The sequence below is a fragment of the Pseudomonas sp. Pseusp21 genome, assembly GCF_059492145.1.
Genome location: NZ_CP168520.1, coordinates 928,777 through 943,247 on the forward strand (window position 1 = coordinate 928,777; position 14,471 = coordinate 943,247).

General features: G+C 64.2%; 11 protein-coding genes and 1 pseudogene. 3 read left to right on the forward strand and 9 right to left on the reverse strand.

Translation table 11 applies throughout. The features are described from left to right. Positions 1 to 151 precede the first annotated feature (151 nt). The 5 genes from ACEN93_RS04010 to ACEN93_RS04030 form a co-directional block, all read right to left on the reverse strand. A complete protein-coding gene (locus tag ACEN93_RS04010) occupies positions 152 to 3,229 on the reverse strand; it encodes an error-prone DNA polymerase (protein WP_103386671.1) in 3,078 nt (1,025 codons plus the stop codon). After that, positions 3,226 to 4,641: a Y-family DNA polymerase gene (locus ACEN93_RS04015; protein ID WP_039768872.1), complete on the reverse strand. Its 1,416-nt coding sequence runs from the start codon at positions 4,639 to 4,641 to the stop codon at positions 3,226 to 3,228. Before ACEN93_RS04015 ends, ACEN93_RS04010 begins: the two co-directional genes overlap by 4 nt. Before the next feature lie 7 nt (positions 4,642 to 4,648). Further along, positions 4,649 to 5,266 (reverse strand): translesion DNA synthesis-associated protein ImuA, encoded by a 618-nt coding sequence (gene imuA, locus ACEN93_RS04020; protein ID WP_495611088.1) that lies wholly within the window; start codon positions 5,264 to 5,266, stop codon positions 4,649 to 4,651. Further along, positions 5,266 to 5,883: a transcriptional repressor LexA gene (gene lexA, locus ACEN93_RS04025; protein ID WP_064381249.1), complete on the reverse strand. Its 618-nt coding sequence runs from the start codon at positions 5,881 to 5,883 to the stop codon at positions 5,266 to 5,268. Before lexA ends, imuA begins: the two co-directional genes overlap by 1 nt. A gap of 186 nt (positions 5,884 to 6,069) precedes the next feature. Then, entirely contained in the window at positions 6,070 to 6,987 is a 918-nt protein-coding gene (locus ACEN93_RS04030; protein WP_039768875.1) for a LysR family transcriptional regulator, read from the reverse strand. A gap of 103 nt (positions 6,988 to 7,090) precedes the next feature. Between ACEN93_RS04030 and ACEN93_RS04035 the strand changes: the two genes are divergently transcribed. The 3 genes from ACEN93_RS04035 to ACEN93_RS04045 all read left to right on the forward strand — a co-directional run bounded on the left by ACEN93_RS04035 (position 7,091) and on the right by ACEN93_RS04045 (position 11,507). After that, positions 7,091 to 8,848, forward strand: coding sequence for an amidohydrolase (locus ACEN93_RS04035; RefSeq protein WP_495611089.1), 1,758 nt, complete (start codon positions 7,091 to 7,093; stop codon positions 8,846 to 8,848). A gap of 99 nt (positions 8,849 to 8,947) precedes the next feature. Further along, positions 8,948 to 9,685: a TorF family putative porin gene (locus ACEN93_RS04040; RefSeq protein ID WP_285414149.1), complete on the forward strand. Its 738-nt coding sequence runs from the start codon at positions 8,948 to 8,950 to the stop codon at positions 9,683 to 9,685. Between the two features lie 163 nt (positions 9,686 to 9,848). After that, positions 9,849 to 11,507 carry a phosphoethanolamine transferase gene (locus ACEN93_RS04045; RefSeq protein WP_495611090.1) on the forward strand — a complete coding sequence of 553 codons (1,659 nt, stop codon included), beginning with the start codon at positions 9,849 to 9,851 and terminating at the stop codon, positions 11,505 to 11,507. Between the two features lie 7 nt (positions 11,508 to 11,514). Here the strand turns inward: ACEN93_RS04045 and ACEN93_RS04050 are convergent. From ACEN93_RS04050 to ACEN93_RS04065, 4 genes and pseudogenes are all read right to left on the reverse strand, one after another. Further along, positions 11,515 to 11,784 (reverse strand): annotated as a pseudogene (locus ACEN93_RS04050) (DUF971 domain-containing protein); the annotation flags it as partial. Continuing rightward, positions 11,781 to 12,743, reverse strand: coding sequence for a HEAT repeat domain-containing protein (locus ACEN93_RS04055; RefSeq protein WP_103386676.1), 963 nt, complete (start codon positions 12,741 to 12,743; stop codon positions 11,781 to 11,783). The gene ACEN93_RS04055 and the pseudogene ACEN93_RS04050, both read right to left, overlap by 4 nt. Further along, entirely contained in the window at positions 12,740 to 13,588 is an 849-nt protein-coding gene (locus ACEN93_RS04060) for an ABC transporter ATP-binding protein (protein WP_103386677.1), read from the reverse strand. The genes ACEN93_RS04055 and ACEN93_RS04060 overlap by 4 nt, the downstream gene beginning before the upstream one ends. Further along, positions 13,588 to 14,361: an ABC transporter permease gene (locus tag ACEN93_RS04065; RefSeq protein WP_039768884.1), complete on the reverse strand. Its 774-nt coding sequence runs from the start codon at positions 14,359 to 14,361 to the stop codon at positions 13,588 to 13,590. The genes ACEN93_RS04060 and ACEN93_RS04065 overlap by 1 nt, the downstream gene beginning before the upstream one ends. Between the last annotated feature and the right edge of the window lie 110 nt (positions 14,362 to 14,471).

Consider the following 14,471-nt stretch of genomic DNA (forward strand, 5'->3'; position numbering starts at 1 on the left):
ACGCTCCGCGTGGGAATGCATACCGTGACGCTCTGCGTCACAGTGGACGCGGAGCGTCCATGGCGGCATTCCCACGCGGACGGTTCGACGCCTCGACGTGGGAACGATCAACGATGCAGGGCGTGGGAACGAGCAGCAGGTTCAGTGGGTGTCAGTGGAAGTCGCGGCTCTGTACGCGGATGCCGTTGAGCAGCGGAGTCAGATCGCTCAGGCGTCCGGCAATCAGGTGACGCACCTCGCCTTCCCGCTCCCAGCGGCCATCGACCTTGAGCAATTGCGAGCCCACCAGTACCTGACGCTGACGCTCGGCCAGATCGCGCCAGACCACCACGTTGACGTTGCCGAACTCGTCTTCGAGGGTCACGAAGGTCACGCCGCTGGCGGTGCCCGGCCGCTGGCGACCGGTCACCAGCCCCGCCACGCTGACCGGCCGGCCATGCTCGACCTCCAACAACTCCCGGGAACTGCGACAGCGCCGCGCCCGCAACTCGTCGCGCAATAGCGTCAGCGGGTGCGGCCCCAGCGTGGTGCCCAGCGTTGCGTAGTCGGTGAACAGGTCTTCGCTGACACTCGGCGTCGGCAGCAGCACATCCGGCTCTTCCTGACTCGGCAACCCGGCAAACAACCCGAGCTGTTTCTGCACCCCGGCCACTTCCCAGCGTGCCCGATGACGATGACCGGCCAGACCGCGCAATGCCCCGGCATCGGCCAGCAGCGCCTGAGCGCGACTGTCGAGCCCGGCCCGTTCGCCCAGATCGGCGACATCGGCAAACGCCCCCCTCGCCCGCGCGCTTTCAATGCTGCGCGCATCCTCCTCGCGAAAGCCCTTGATCATCCGCAGGCCCATGCGGATGGCCGGTTGCTCGCCGGTGATCGGCTCCAGGCTGCAATCCCAGTCGCTGGCGCGCACGTCCACCGGGCGGATCTGCAAATGATGCCGGCGCGCGTCCTGAAGAATCTGATCGGGGCTGTAGAACCCCATCGGCCAACTGTTGATCAGCGCACAGGCGAACGCCGCTGGTTCGTGGCACTTGAGCCAGCAACTGGCATAGGTCAGCAAGGCAAAACTGGCAGCGTGGGATTCAGGGAAACCGTAACTGCCGAAGCCCTTGATCTGCTCGAAGATCTGCGCGGCGAATTCCGGGCTGTAGCCGTTTTTCTTCATGCCGGCGGCCAGCCGCTCCTTGTGCGGTTCCAGTCCGCCGTGGCGTTTCCACGCGGCCATGGAACGGCGTAACTGGTCGGCCTCGCCGGGGCTGTAGTCGGCGGCAACAATGGCGATCTGCATCACCTGTTCCTGAAACAGCGGCACGCCGAGGGTGCGTTTGAGCACCACTTCCAGCTCCGGTGACGGATAGGTTTCCTCTTCCTCCTTGTTCCGGCGGCGCAGGTACGGATGGACCATCCCGCCCTGGATCGGCCCCGGCCGGACGATGGCCACCTCGATCACCAGGTCGTAGAAGGTTTGCGGGCGCAGGCGCGGCAGCATCGACATCTGCGCCCGGGACTCGATCTGGAACACGCCGATGGTGTCGGCGCGGCTGATCATGTCGTACGTGGCGCGATCCTCGGCCGGAATCGTCGCCAGACTCAGCTTCTGGTTACGATGACGGCGCAGCAGGTCGAAACAGCGGCGGATCGCGCTGAGCATGCCAAGGGCGAGGATATCCACCTTGAGCAGCCCGACGGCGTCGAGGTCGTCCTTGTCCCACTGGATGATGGTCCGGTCGGCCATGGCGGCGTTCTCCACCGGCACCAGCGTGTCCAGCGGTTGCTCGGAAATCACGAAACCACCGGGGTGCTGCGACAGGTGCCGGGGGAAGCCGATCAGTTGCCCGGTCAGGCTCAGCACCCGGTGCAACAGCGGACTTTCGGGGTCGAAACCGCCTTCGCGCAGACGCTCCACGGGCGGCGTCTCATCGCTCCAGTGGCCGCAGCAGTCGGCCAGCGCATTGATCTGGTCCGGCGGCAGCCCCAGCGCCTTGGCCACATCGCGGATCGCACCGGAAGCGTGGTAGGTGCTGACCACCGCGGTCAGCGCCGCACGACGGCGACCATAACGACGAAACACGTATTGCAGGACTTCTTCCCGGCGCTCGTGCTCGAAATCCACGTCGATGTCCGGCGGCTCGTTGCGCTCCCTCGACATGAAACGTTCGAACAGCAGCGTGGTGCGATCCGGGTCGATCTCGGTGATGCCCAAGGCAAAACACACCGCCGAGTTGGCCGCCGAACCTCGGCCCTGGCAGAGGATTTTCTGCTCCCGAGCGAAGCGCACCACGTCGTGCACGGTAAGGAAGTAGCTTTCGTAGCCGAGTTCGGCGATCAGCTTCAGCTCATCGTCGATCTGCTTGAGCACCTTGGGTTGTGCGCCTTGCGGCCAGCGCCAGGCGATGCCTTGTTCGGTCAGGTGGCGCAGCCAGGAACTGGCGCTGTGTTCCTCGGGCACCAGCTCTTTGGGGTATTGATAACGCAACTCGCCCAGATCGAAGGTGCAGCGGCGGGCCAGTTTCACGGATTCGTCCAGCAAGGCCTGCGGATACAACTCGCGCAACACATCAAGGCTGCGCAGATGCCGCTCGCCGTTGGGGTGCAGGCGCAAGCCGGCTTCGGCCACCGGAACGTGATGGCGGATCGCAGTCATGGTGTCCTGCAAGGCCCGCCGGCCACGGGCGTGCATGTGCACATCACCGCTGGCCACGGCTGGAATCTGCAGTTCATCCGCCAGACTCAGCAGTGCGGCCAGCCGTTGCTGATCGTTCTGCCCACGATGCAACTGCACCGCCAGCCACAGCCGTTCACCGAAGGTCTGTTTCAGCCAGCGGCCCTCTTCTACCTCTTCGACCGTATCCGGCACCCACAGCACCAGCAATCCCGGCAACGGTTCGCTGAAATCCTCGCGCAGTATTTGATACTGGCCTTTCTGGGTGCGCCGTCGAGCCTGGGTGATCAAGCCGCACAACGCCTGATAACCCTCGATGTTCTCCACCAGCAACACCAGTTTCGGGCCGTTCTCGATGCGCATCTCGCTGCCGATAATCAGCGGCAGCTCCACGGATTTGGCTGCCTGCCAGGCACGAACGATCCCGGCCAGTGTGCATTCATCGGTGATCGCCAGCGCCTGATAGCCGTGTTTCTTCGCGCGCTGGAACAGCTCCAATGCACTGGACGCACCACGCTGAAAACTGAAGTTCGACAGGCAGTGCAGCTCGGCATAACCCTGGCTCATGCGAACCAGCCCTGCAGCCACAACGGGCCACCCTCACCCACAGCCCGGTACGCCCAGCCTTGCTGGCCGGCGCGGTTCTGGATCAGGTAATAGTCGCGGCGCACATCGTCACCGTCCCACCAGCCGGACTCGATGCGTTCCGGGCCCATGAGAATCCGCGCCGAACCTTCGGGCACGGATTGCGGTTCGCCCAACAACCAGCCCGGACGCTGCACGCCCGGCAATGCAGGGCAACGCTGTTTGTCATCGGCGTTCTGCCACGCGCACTCCGGTCGATGATCGGCCTGAAAGCGCAGGCCCTGCACCGCCTCATCCCCCAGCCGCGCGCGCAGGCGTTCGCGCAATTGCTCCCAGGGCAAGGTCTGCTGCGGGCGGTCGTCGAACAGCTCCTGAAACTGCGGCACGAAACTCGGCAGATCCTCGGCGCGCAGACGAAAACCGCGCACCGGGGCTTCGACCTGCACCTGCTCCAGTCGACCACGGGCCAGCTCGAACAGCATCGCCGGATCGCGCTCGGCGCTGAGCAGGCCGACCTTGATCAGCGTGTCCGGCAACCCGGCGTGTTCCAGATGCAGATCGAAGCGCTGCACGCCGCTGTCGCGCCCGCACAAAAACGCCGCCAGATCGGACGTCAGGCGGCGCAATGGAAACAGCAGCGCCTGATGGGACTGCACGTCGAAATTGAGTTCGATGCGCACGTCGAAGCGATCCGGCGGCAGGTAGAACGCCAGCGCCAGCGGTCGTGCGCCGAACAGCGTGTCCAGGTGCTTGAGCATCGGCGCCTCGAAACGCCGGGCCAGGGCCTGACGCGGCAGGTTCTGCACCTGATGGAGGTTGCGCAGGCCCATGCGCGACAGCGCCGTGGCCACACTCGGCTCCAGCCCGATGCGGTCGACCGGCAGTTGCCCGAGGTGATGGCGCAGGGCTTCACCGTCGGGCACCACCAATCCGTCGTAGGCGTTGGCCAGCACCCGCGCCGCCACCGGGTTGGGCGCGGCAACGATGCGGTGCCGAAAGCCCAGCTCGGTCAGCTCCGTGCGCAACCGCGCCTCGAACTGCGCCCAGGAACCGAACAGGCCGAGGCTCGATTCGATCTCGAACACCACGGTGCGCGGGTAATGCACGCTGACCTGGGCGCTGAAACGATAGGCCCAGGCGGCGAGAAACTGCTGCCAGTGCTCGACCTCGGCCGAATCGTAATCGACGGTGGCAAACCCTTTGCTCATGGCCTGCGCAGCAGTCATCGACTGCCCCGGACGCAAGCCCAGGGCCCGCGCCGCCGGGTTGACCGCTTGCAGCACGCGGCGCTGGGCCGGGCCGCTGAGCAGCGCCAACGGCTGCTCGGGATCGGGGCGCTGACGCAGCACGGCGTCGAGGGCCAATTGCGGGAACAGAATGCAAACCCAGCGCATGGCGACCTCAATGCCCCACGGTGAAGGCAATCGGTGCGCTGCGCGCCAGACCACCCCGGCACTTGAGCACGCGCAACTGCGCCGGCCGCGCATCGATGGCAATGCGCAGCGCGGCCGGCGACGGGTTGACCGCTTCGCTCAAGGGGCGCCACGCGAACGCCAGGGTCTGGCCGGTTTCCGCCGCCACCTGCAAACGGCGCAAGGCACGGTCATCGGCCTTGTGCGGCCAGCACAGCACCGCGCCGCAACTGCCCGAGCGCAGGCATTGTTCTGCCGCCCACAACGCATCGCGCTCGCTGGCCTGGATCACCGACAACTGCCGCAGATCGACCCCGGCATTGGCCCAGGCCTGCGGGTACGGCACGAACGGCGGCGCCACCAGCACGATGCGCTCGCCCGCCGCCGACAACCGCGCCAACGTTGGCCACACCAGTTGCAGTTCGCCGACACCGGGCCCGGCCAGCAGGATTTCGCTCAGCGCCGCTTCCGGCCAGCCGCCAGTGGGCAAGGCCGCATCCAGCGCCGCGTGCCCGGTGGGTTGCGGGCTGGCGCCCGGTGGCGCAGGCCGGCCCTTCCAGACCTGGCCGCCATTGAACAGCGTATCCAGCGCAACGACGGCCCCCATCAGCCTTGCCTCACCAGACCGCAGAACACCCCTTCGATGGCCAGATCCTGATCGGCCCGCACCACAATCGGCTGGTACGCCGGGTTGCGCGGCAACAGGCGAACTTCATCACCGACGCGCTCGAAGCGTTTGATGGTGACTTCACCGTCGAGCCGCGCCACCACGATCTGGCCGTTGAGCGCCTCGGGGTTGCGCCGCACGCCGACCAGATCGCCGTCGAGAATGCCGTCCTCGATCATCGAATCGCCCTGCACCCGCAGCATGTAGTCGGGCGTGCGGGAGAACAGCGCCGGGTCGAGCATCAGCCGATTGTGCAGGTCGGCATCGGCACCGATGGGCGCACCGGCGGCCACCCGGCCAAGCACCGGCACTTCGAGCAGTTCCGGTCGCGCCGGTTGCCCGAGCAAACGAATGCCCCGGGCCTGATGCGGATTGACCTCGATGAACCCGGCTTCGGTGAGCGCCAGCACATGCTTGCGCGCCACGCTGCGGGAGGCGAAACCAAAAGCCTCGCTGATTTCAGCGAGGCTTGGGGGCTGACCGTGTTCGGCGATGCGTTCGCGGATAAAGGTCAGGATGGCGGTACGGCGGGGAGTCAGAGTCGTCATGGAGTACATTTGTACTCTTGTGGGAATTTCCTGACAAGCACCGCCAGTCAGCTCAAACCCACTGATGATCGTTCCCACGCTCTGCGTGGGAATGCCTCTAGGGACGCTCCGCGTCCAGTGACGCGGAGCGTCACGGGCTGCATTCCCACGCGGACGGTTCGACGCCTCGACGTGGGAACGATCAGAAGCACGGAGTCAGCTCAAACCGCGTTCGGCGAGAAACCCTGCGATGTAATCAATAAACGCCACAACCTTGGCCGTAGCCCGCCGATGACTCGGGTACACCGCCAGAATATGCGGGCCGAAGCTGTCCGGGTCGATGTCGTAATCGGCCATGACCCGCACCAGTCGCCCGTCGGCGATGTACGGCGCGGCGCTCCACAGCGGCGTGTGCAGCAAACCGCGCCCGGCCAGGGCGCTGGCCAGCAGCAAATCGTAATTGTCACTGCGCAACAGCGGCGCCGCCGGTTGCGCCAGGCTCAGGCGCTGGCCGTCGCGCTCGGCCCACCAGAATTCGCGGCTGAGCAACGGATGCCGGTACAGCAGCCATTCATGCTGATCGAGGGTTTGCGGCGTCACCGGCAACCCTTTGCGCGCCAGGTATTCAGGGCTGCCGCACAGCGCCAGCCGATTGCTGCCGACCACCCGCGCGATCAGCCCCGGCAAGTCGTCGTGCCCCTCGCGCAACGCCAGGTCATAGCCGCTTTCCAGCAGATTGACGAATTCGTCGCACAAATCCACTTGCAGGCTGATCTGCGGGTATTGCTGCAAAAAGCCGTCACACACCTGATCGAGAAACGCCCGCCCGTAAGCCAGCGGCGCGGTGATTTTCAGGCTGCCGCGCAGGCCGTGCTGCAACTGCTCGATTTCCTCGCTGGCCTCGTCCAGCCGTTGCAACACCTGGCGTGCGGTTTCCAGATACAGCCGGCCGATTTCGGTCAGCAGAATCCGCCGCGTGCTGCGCTCGAACAGCCGCGCGCCAAGCTCGGATTCCAGGTGATTGACCGCTTTGGTCAGGGCCGACGGGGTCTTGCCCAGTTGCTCGGCAGCGCGGCTGAAACTGCCGAGTTGCGCGGTGACCACGAACATTTTCAGTGCACCCAGCTTGTCCATGCTTTTTCCATTCAGGCAAAAACGTTTTTCGTGAGGGAGGCGTTCTGTCGGGCGTTGGCAGCCACTAATCTGGCCATCAGACGCAATAACAAGGAAATGTTCAATGAAAAGATTCATCCCGCATTTCGCAAAAAATGTGCTGGTCGCCGCTATGAGTTTTGCCTCGATGGAAGCCATGGCCGCCACCGATCTGGTGCTGCTCAATGGCAAGATTTTCACCGCCGACCGCGCTCAACCGAAGGTTCAGGCGCTGGCCGTGGAGAACGGCAAGGTGCTTAAAGTCGGCAGCGATGCGCAGATCAAGGCCTTGATCGAGCCCGGCACCCAGGTCATCGACCTCAAAGGCCAGGCGCTGATGCCCGGCCTGATCGACAGCCATTCCCACGCGATTTTCGGCGGACTGGAAATGGTCTCAGCCAACATGGAAGACGAGGTGGTCGAACTCGACGAACTGGAAAAACGCCTGCGCGCATGGCGTGACGACGGCAAGGCCCGGCATGGCGACGTATTGAGCGTGGCCGGCATGAGTTCGGCGTATTGGGCCAAGGCTGAAGCGCTGGGCAAAATCTTCAATAACGGCGAATGGGCCGACGTGCCGGTGGTGTTCACCGGCAGCGATCACCACACCGCGTGGGCCAACAATGTGATGCTCAAGCGGGCGGGCATTGACGCCGCGCTGCTGAAAACCCTGCCGGACGCGGAGAAAGACACCATCGGCAAACTGCCCAGCGGTGAGCCGAACGGCTTTGTGGTCGACGCCGGTTGGGATCGGGTCGCCTCGAAAATGCCGGTGCCGAGCCCGGCCGACATGCTCAAGGCTGCGCAATCGGCAGTGCGTTTCAACAACAGCCTCGGCATCACCGCGTGGATGGACCCCGCCGCCAACGCCGCACCGGGCGAAGCGGTATTCGCGCTCAAGCCCACCGAGAAAACCGTCGGCGTGTTGCCCGCTTATAAAGCCCTGTCGGAAAGCGGCGGCATGACGGCCCACGTCGCCGCACTGCTGGTGGCCAATCCGAAAAGCGTCCCGGCCGATCTCAACACCCTCGAGAAAGTGCGCCGGCAGTTTCAGGGCATCCCCAACCTGACGCTGCCGGGGATCAAGATCTTCGCCGACGGCGTGATCGAGTACCCGGCCCAGAGCGCGGCGATGATCGATCCCTACAGCAACTCGCACAAACAGGGCGAGTTGCTGATCGATCCGCAGCACTTCGGTGAGCTGGTCAGCGCCATCGACCAGCGCGGCTGGCTGGTGCACATCCACGCCATCGGCGATCGCGCGGTGCGCGAATCACTGAACGGCATCGCCCAGGCGCGCAAGGACCGGCAAAGCGGCGTAACGCACTCGATCACCCACCTGCAAATGGTCAACCCGAAGGAGTTCGCCCGCTTCAAGCCGTTGAACGTGATTGCCTCGATGCAGCTGCTGTGGGCCAGCGCCGACGACTACACCACCGACATGATCAAGCCTTACGTCAGCGCTCTTGCCTTTCGCTATCAATACCCGGCGCATTCGCTGCTCAAACAGGGCGCGACGATTGCCGGCGCCAGTGACTGGCCGGTGTCCTCGCCGAACCCGTGGAACGCCATGGCCCAGGCCATCACCCGCACCGGGCCGCTGGGCGTGCTCAACGCCGACGAACGCCTGGATCGCGAAACCATGTTCTACGCCTACACCGCCAACGCCGCGCGGGCCATCGGCCTGGAACAACAGATCGGCTCGCTGAGCCCTGGCAAACAGGCCGATTTCATCGTGCTCGATCGCGACGTGTTCAGCGTCGATGACAAGGCCCTGCATGACACCCAGGTGCTGCAAACCTGGTTCGCCGGCCGTCAGGTCTACGCCCCTACCCTCCAATAACAATCGCCGTACCCGCTGCCCGCCCCCGCGCCCGACGCCGGGGTCCGGCGCAGCCTTGCCCGCTTCCTGCCCATAACAACCACAACAACGGGACTTCACATGAAAGCCTTGCCCCTGCTCGCCCTCACTTCCTTGAGCCTGCTGCCCTTGAGCAGCCACGCGATTCCCCTGAACGATGATTTCGCCGTGCTGGTCGACCTGACTCTGGCCAGCGACTACCGCACCCGCGGCATCTCCCAGACCCAGAACGACCCGGCGGTGCAGGCCAGCCTGACCCTGGCCCACAGCAGCGGCCTGTACCTCGGCGCGTGGAGCTCGAACGTCGATTTCGGTGGCGGCCTGAAAACCCGTCAGGAAGTCGATTACTACGCCGGCTGGCTGTGGCAGGCCACCGAGGCCGTGAGCCTGGATCTGGGTTACATCAAATACGCGTATCCCAAGGAGAGCCAGTTCAACCAGAGCGAGGTGTACTCGATTCTCAGCGCTTACGGCGTGAAACTCGCGGCTTATTACTCCAGTGACGCGCCGGGCATCGGCAGCAAACAGAGTTCGCTCTACAGCTATATCGGCTATGAAACCGAATTGCCGTTCGATTCCGGGCTGAAGCTGCGCTACGGCAACATGGACTTCAAGGACCCGCATATGTATTCGGCGTCCGGTCACAGCGAAGAGTCTTACCGGGAGTGGGAAGTCAAACTGACCCACAACCTGGCCGGCGTGGTGCTCGGCCTGAGCTACATCGACACCGACCTGTCGCAGAGCCAATGCCTGAGCAACTGGGGCTTCAAGGACGTTTGCACGGCGACGGTCGTCGCCAGCGTCAGCAAGTCCTTCTGACCCGCCGCAAATCTCCCGTGGGAGCCGGCCTGCTGGCGCCCACATTTTTTTTGCACTTACCGTGATTTTGTTACCGGATGTTTACGGAATTTTTACCAATGCTCTTCTACAGTTACGCGCGTAACCGTATGGGTTTTCGACTGACGTAGAGGAAAGTATCGAAATGGCTTTGGGCAAAGGACTGCGTTTACCGTCCATCACTCCGACCCGCCTGGTGCTGCTGTTTTCGCTGGCACTGGTGGCGCTGTACAACCTGGCGACCTGGAAGGCGCTGGGAACGTTGATTACCCTGCAAGGCGCGCACAAACTGGCGTTTTTCGCGTCCTTCGGGCTGTTTCTCTGGGCGGCGATCACCCTGCTGCTGACCCTGGTGTCGTTTCGCTGGACGCTGAAACCGGCGCTGACCCTGGTGGCCCTGCTCTCGGCCTGCGCGGCGTATTTCATGAACGAATACGGAATCACCATCGACACGGTGATGATCCAGAACGTGTTCGAAACCAATCCCGGGGAGGCCACCGCACTGTTCAGCGGCAAACTGCTGGCTTACGTGCTGTTGCTCGGTGTGTTGCCGGCCATGCTGATCTGGCGCTGGCCGGTGGTGTATCGGCCGTTCTTTCGGGGCTTGCTGAACAAGGTGCTGGTGATCGTCGCCTGTGTGCTGGTGATCGGCGCTTCGGTGGGCGCGTTCTATTCGACCTACGCACCAATCTTTCGCGAGGAAGACAAGCTCACCCACTTCATCAACCCGACCAACTACATCTACGCGATCAGCAAATACACCAAGCAGCGGCTGGGGATCAAAAAGCATTTTGTGGTGCAGGCCATCGGCGAAGACGCAGTCATGAGCGCCAAGGCAGCCGGTCGCGAGAAGAAATCGCTGATGGTGTTCGTGGTCGGTGAAACTGCCCGGGCCGACCATTTCTCGCTCAACGGTTATGAGCGCGAGACCAATCCCGAGCTGAGCAAACTCGACATCATCAACTTCACCAACGTGCATTCCTGCGGCACTTCGACGGCGGTGTCGGTGCCGTGCATGTTCTCGATGTTCCCGCGCGAGGACTACAGCGACAAGAAAGGCAAAACCTACGAAGGCCTGCTCGACATCCTGCAACGGGCCGGCGTGCAGGTGCTGTGGCTGGACAACAACAGCGACTGCAAAGGCACCTGCCTGCGCGTGCCGAACCGCGACATCGCGAAGAATCAGCCGGGGCCGTTCTGCGACGGCAACAACTGCCTCGACGAAGCGCTGCTGGCCGACCTGCAAGGCTACATCGATAGCCTCAAGGGCAACGCGATCATTGTCCTCCACGCCGACGGCAGTCACGGCCCGGAATACTACGAGCGCTATCCCAAGGACATGGAGCGCTTCAAACCGATCTGCCACACCAATCAACTGGGTAGTTGCAGCCGTGACGAGCTGGTTAACGTCTACGACAACACGATCCTCTATACCGACCATTTCCTGGCCAAGGTGATCGAGCTGCTCAAGCGCAATCAGGACCACCTCGATACGTCGATGCTGTACGTCTCCGACCATGGCGAATCCCTGGGCGAAAACGGCCTGTACCTGCACGCCGCGCCTTATGCGCTGGCGCCGGAAGCGCAGACCCATGTGCCGATGGTGATGTGGTTCGGCAACAACACCCTGGCGCAACTGGGCATCGACCGTGGCTGCCTGCAAGGCAAAAGCAGCCAGCCGGATCTGAGCCATGACAACCTGTTCCATTCGGTGCTCGGGTTGTTCGAAGTCAGGACGTCGCTGTATCAGCCGGGGCTGGATATTTTCCATGGCTGTCGGCCGGCGATGACGGCGGGACAGTGATCCCCTCCAGCTGCGCCAGATAGGCCCACGGGTAAATCCCGCGCTGGTGGCCGTCGCTGAACACCAGCTGCAGGCCATAGCCCTGAGCGTTCAATTCGATGACCCGCACACGCGGGTCAACCATGGGCGGCGAGCCCCGCAGGCGAAACGCCCGGCATTGCGAGCACGGGCATTGGCGGCGCAGTTCGGCATGCTCAAGCAGTTGCTCGCGGCCATCCGGCCAGCTCAGCAGCAACCGGTGCTCACGTTGGGAGTTGCCGACCGACAGCGGATTCATTGCAGCTGACTCAAGGCAATCCGCACGGCTTTACGCACTTCCGGGTCGCCGTCGTCCTGCGCGGCCTGCAACGCGGCCACGGCACCGCGATCGTTCAGTTCGCCGAGGGCCAGCGCGGCTTCCTTGCGCAGGTTGCTGATGCGATGGCCGAGGGTGTCGATCAGGGCGTCGAGGGCTGCGACGTACTTGAGGCGCCCGAGGCTGCGGGTCGCGCGCAGGCGCACTTGCCAGTAGTCGTCGGCCAAGGCTTCGATCAGCGCCGGGCCCGCGTCGGTATGGCCGACCTTGCCGAGGGTGGTCGCGGCTTCTTCGCGCACTTGCCAGGCTTGATCCTGCAAGGCTTGACGCAACGCGGGCAGCACTTCGGCGTCACTTGCCAGACCCAGGGCGCCGGTGGCGGCGCGGCGAACTTCGGTGTCAGGGTCATCACTCGCCAAGCGGGCCAGGGCCGGCAGCGCGTCGAGTTGCTTGAGCCAGCCGAGCACGCCGACGGCTTCGCGGCGCACGCTGGCGTCGGCATCGTTCAGCGCCTGAATGGCGGCCGGCGCAGCGCCGGGGAAACGCAACTCGCGCAAGGCCCGGAACGCGGCAATCCGCACGCCGGTTTCGGCATGGCTGGTCCACGGCAGAATCACCCTGCCCGCCGCTTCGGTCTTGAGCAGGCTCAGGCTCTGCGCCGCAGCGGCTTGCACCGTCGGCGACGGATCCGTCAGCGCCTGGCACAACGCTTCAACCACCGGCTCGTCTTCCCAGGCTTCCAAGAGACGCGCCGCTTCGGCACGCACTTCTTCGGCGGGGTCTTCGGCCAGACGCTCGACCAGCCAGAGCAGACCGTCCGGCTCTTCGAGGTCGGCCAGGTCGATCAGGGCAATCCGCCGCACCCCGGCATCATCGGCGGTGAGGCGCGGTTGCAGGGCGAGAATGTCGTCGTTATCGGTCACAGCAAAAAATGAAGTCACAGGGCAAATCTCGGCAAAGAGTTTTCGAGAGGCAGGCCGAGCGGGTTGAGGCGCGGCAGCGGTCGGTCGTTGTCGTGGCGCAGCAGGTCGAGGCAGTGGCGCTTGAGGCGCGAGAATTCGTGGCTAGTGACCAGTTCGGTGGTGCGTGGGCGCGGGAAATCCAGGCGCAGGTCTTCGATGATTCGCCCTGGCCGTGCGCTCATCACCAGCAAGCGGTCGGCAAGGAACAGCGCTTCGTCGATGTCATGGGTGACGAACACCACGGTGGTGCGAATCCGCGTCCAGATGTCCAGCAGCAGTTCCTGCATGTTCAGGCGGGTCAGCGCGTCCAGTGCGCCGAAGGGTTCGTCCATCAGCAACAGCCGGGGGCGATTGACCAGCACCCTGGCGATCTCCACCCGTTGCTGCATGCCGCCGGAAAGTTGATCGGGCCAGCGTTCGGCGAAACCTTCGAGGCCGACCAATTTGAGGATGTCGTCGGCGGCGCGATGGCGCTCGGTCTTGCCGATGCCGCGCATTTTCAGGCCGAAGGCAACGTTGTCGCGCACCGTGCGCCACGGGAACAGCGTGTGATGCTGGAACACCATGCCGCGTTGTGGTGACGGGCCGGACACGTCGGTGCCGTCGACTTTCAACTGTCCGCCATGGGGCTGCAGATGCCCGGCCAGCGCGCCGAGCAAGGTCGACTTGCCGCAACCGGACGGGCCGAGAATGCACACGAACTGGCCGGGCTCGATTTGGCAGTCCAGCCCCTGCACCGCTTCAAACGCTTGCCGGCCTTCGCCGAGGACGATGGATAACTGGCGGATGTCGATCCGCCCTTCCGGAGTTTGCATCACGCTCATCAGGCTTTTCCTCGTGGTCGATGCCAGGGCGTGAACAGCCCGCCCAGGCGTTTGATCAGCAGGCTGCTGCCCATGCCCAACACGCCGATCAGCAACATGCCGACCACGATGTCCGCATAGTTCTGGATGGTGTAGGACTCCCAGGTGTAGTAACCGATGCCGAACTGGCCGGAGATCATTTCGGCGGTCACCAGACAGAACCACGACGTGCCCATGCCGATCGCCAGGCCAGTGATGATGCTCGGTGCGGCGCCTGGCAGGATCACTTCCAGCAGAATCGCCCGACGCCCGGCCCCGAGGCTTTTGGCCGAGGCTATCAGGCGTGGATCGACACCTTCGACGCCGTGCACGGTGTTGAGCAGGATCGGGAACAGCGCGCCGGTGAAGGTGATGAAGACCATCGACAGTTCCGACGACGGGAACATCAGGATCGCCAGTGGAATCCAGGCCACGGCAGGGATCGGGCGCAACACTTCCAGTGGCGGCAGCAGCAGGTCTTCGGCCCACTTCGAACGGCCGATGGCCAGGCCCAGGGCGATGCCGATCACCAGTGCCGCGAGGTAACCGGCAAAGACCCGGCCGAGGCTCGCGCTCAGGTGCTGGATGAGCTTGCCGGAGTCGCCGAGGCCGAGGGCGGCTTCGATCACGGCCAGCGGGGTCGGGACGTTGGCGAAGGTGACGAGGCCGAGGTTCCAGTGGTGGCTGGCGGCTAGTTGCCAGAAGAGCAGGCAGAGCAGCAGTGAGGCGGCTCGGGGGATCCAGCGTGAAAACATATATCACCTCTGATCGTTCCCACGCTCCGCGTGGGAATGCATCCCGCGACGCTCCGCGTCACAGTGGACGCAGAGCGTCCATGGCGGCATTCCCACGCGGAGCGTGGGAA